Genomic DNA, 1,992 nt, shown 5'->3' with positions numbered 1-1,992 from the left:
CGTATCTCTGGTGGTTTGGTTGAACATATGATTAACCTATCGGGTGAGTCTGCAATCAACCGTGCACGTATTGATATGGGTATAAGTAGCTTAACCAATAGTATTGAAGAAATGGGCACTACCGTTCAACGCTTAGCGGATCAGCTACGCCGAATGGAGATTGAGCTTGAAGCGCAAATCTTATCGCAAATTGATGATGATGAATTGGTGAATAACGAGGACTTTGACCCATTAGAGATGGATCAGTACTCTTCATTAAATCAGCTATCTAAATCGCTCACAGAGTCCGCTTCTGATTTGATCGAAATCAACAGCACTATGTTAGAAAAGACACGTGATAGTGAGGGTTTGCTGCTGCAACTATCGCGTACCCAAACTGAACTGCAAGATGGCTTAATGAATTCGCGTATGGTGCCATTCACACGTGTGACACCGCGTCTTGAGCGTATTGTACGTCAAACTGCTAATGAGCTTAATAAGTCGGTAGAATTGACAATTATCAATGCTGATGACGAAATGGATAGAACCATTCTAGAGCGCATTACCTCGCCATTAGAGCATATGTTGCGTAACGCAGTCGATCACGGTATTGAAAATGTTCAAACTCGTCTAACAGCTGGTAAAAACCGTAGCGGTCATATCACTTTAGAAGTCCTACGTGAAGGCAGTGAAGTTGTCATCAACCTTAGTGATGACGGTCGCGGTATCAATGTTGAGGCAGTCAGAAATAAAGCAATTGCTCAAGGGCTTATCGATGCAAGCGATAACAGTCTGACTGATTTAGACATTATTCAGTATATTTTTAATGCCGGTCTTACGACTACCCAGCAAGTCACCCAAATCTCAGGACGCGGGGTAGGAATGGATGTGGTTATCAGTGAAATTCGTCAGTTAGGCGGTATGGTAACCGTCACATCTGAGGAAGGTAAAGGATCGCGCTTTACCATCCGTTTACCATTAACAGTGGCGGTATCTGATGCTTTGGTAGTACGTGCAGCGGATCGTTACTACGCCATACCTTTGGTACAGATTGAGCGAGTAATACGAGTCAATCCAGAAAGGCTATATGATTATTATGCATCTGGTGCTACCACTTTACATATCGAAGATGAGGATTACCGAGTCCGTTACCTAAATGAAATCTTATCTGGTAGTAAGCTGAATGAGCTGATGGTCAGTACCAATACTAGCTTACCGCTTATCGTCATTAAAAACCGTGCTGGTCAAAAAATGGCCCTGCAAGTGGACCAAATTGCAGGCTCTCGTATTGAAGTGGTGTTAAAGCCACTTGGTCGTCAGTTATCACATTTGGCAGGTATTTCGGCTGCGACTATTATGGGTGATGGATCGGTTATGTTGATCTTAGACCTTATCGCGCTAATGCGTAATGCATCGACGCAAAACATGGTTCAAATACCAAAGCCTGAACGTAGTGGAGTGGAAACACAAGTGACTGTGCTTGTAGTTGATGACTCTGTGACGGTTCGAAAAGTCACGTCACGTTTACTTGAGCGTCAAGGTATCAATGTAGCTCTTGCAAAAGATGGTGTTGATGCCATTGAGATTTTACAAGAGACCATACCTGACTTGATCTTATTGGATATAGAAATGCCACGTATGGATGGTTTTGAAGTGGCAACACAAGTAAGGTTCGATAAGCGCTTACGAGATATTCCAATCATTATGATAACGTCACGTACTGGTGAAAAACATCGCGAACGCGCATTAGATATTGGGGTAAACGATTATATGGGTAAACCCTTCCAAGAAACTGAATTACTAAATAGAATGCAGATGTTACTTGGTCAAAAGATAAGCTTGAGTCATGATGGATAAAACCTATATGTCCAATGTTATTGATAAAGATAACAAAGACATCAGAGTACTAGTAATTGCAGAACATCAACATCAGCGTTTGGCTTGCACTGATACCGTACGCAGTTTAGGATTTATGCTAATCGATTGCTTATCGCGGCAACAGCTGCAAGATAA

General features: G+C 42.3%; 1 protein-coding gene. It reads left to right on the top strand.

Annotated elements, in window-relative coordinates:
- Positions 1-1,836, top strand: a 1,836-nt coding sequence (locus tag ACS8FD_RS13355) for a response regulator (RefSeq protein WP_439276243.1), incomplete at its 5' end; no start/stop codon positions are given.
- Positions 1,837-1,992: the final 156 nt, after the last annotated feature.

The organism is Psychrobacter sp. 1U2, assembly GCF_051847575.1.
This window is presented reverse-complemented; position numbering and strand designations above follow the sequence as displayed.